The 1,219-nt window shown below is 41.8% G+C and carries 1 protein-coding gene; it reads right to left on the minus strand.

The features are described 5' to 3' along the window. Positions 1 to 104: 104 nt before the first annotated feature. Positions 105 to 455 (minus strand): EF-hand domain-containing protein, encoded by a 351-nt coding sequence (locus NHN17_RS25790; protein ID WP_255045529.1) that lies wholly within the window; start codon positions 453 to 455, stop codon positions 105 to 107. Positions 456 to 1,219 lie beyond the last annotated feature (764 nt).

Below are 1,219 nucleotides of genomic sequence, written 5' to 3' on the forward strand. Positions count from 1 at the left end.
GGCTGTGATATCAGCGATCTGCTGCCCTATAGCAAAGGGCCCTTCAATAGCTAGGTGGGTAGAATTACCCGCTTACTCACAAATGGAGGCCTGATTGAATTGAGCTATTGATTGTTTTTACCTTTGCCCATAGCATTTTTGGGGTTCGCCGAGCCTTGATGAGCGTTAAACTCTTGTTGAGAGATAGCGCCATCCGCGTTGCTATCTAACGAAGCAAAACTTTGGCTTTGATTGATATTTTTTAACGTACGCCCCTCTTCCGCTCGCTGTGCGATACGCTCTGAGCGTGCTTGATTGAACTCGGCTTCGGTTATCTTGCCATCACCATCCAGATCAAACTGTGAGAATGCTGGACGTGACATATTGTTGTTCATGCCTTTATTCATTCCACCAGCCACTGATCCGAAAGCAATAGCGATGCCGAGTAACGCAACTACTGTGCTTTTGATTTTCATGACGTTTTCCTTCTCTTTGCTCTACTAATTAAGAATATACTAATATAAGTAAGATAACGTCATGTGATGTAAAGGTATGTAAAGATGGCTAAGTAGATATCGTGGTAGATGCTTCTTACTGAGCGCATGGTAAGCACCTCGGAGCGAGTCCTTGATATTTCCTATCATGGTATCAACCCAGCTAAAGTATCGGTCTTGAATTTATTCTAGATTGGTGGAGCCATCTTTCACGATTTAGTCGTGGTAAACGTTACTGTTTTATAATGCCTCAAAACACGACAGTCCACCAGAAACCGCCAACGTTGAGGATTCAAGATATTTTTGCCCATTTCTCAATTTTATCTTTACGAAAGTCTTTCACCACTGTCATTCGCATATATATTATTACAGAGACTTAAAAGTACGATTGATATCGTGCTCACTTAACTTTCTGTTGATAAAACTTGTGGGATCACACGACCGAGCTTGTTTGCCAGAAGCACAATAGCCTCGCTTTCCCACGACATGTCCCACGCTTCTGAGCCAATCTACTCCAAGCCGAGAATTGCCTAACATTTTGAAACTGTTTGCTAGAGATTATATCAAGCAGATGGACTATTTTTAGGATTTATGGGTGTAAAGGGATTACTTTTAGTAGGGCAAACACATATCAACAACATGTGAATGAGTATTTACTCTGACTGATAATGGGGCAGATGTATGGTACGCCCCGTTTTGCAAGTGAAAAGTCAAAAAACGGAGTTGGTTTGCGCTAATGTATTCAG

The organism is Photobacterium pectinilyticum (genome assembly GCF_024357955.1).
Lineage (GTDB): Bacteria > Pseudomonadota > Gammaproteobacteria > Enterobacterales > Vibrionaceae > Photobacterium > Photobacterium pectinilyticum.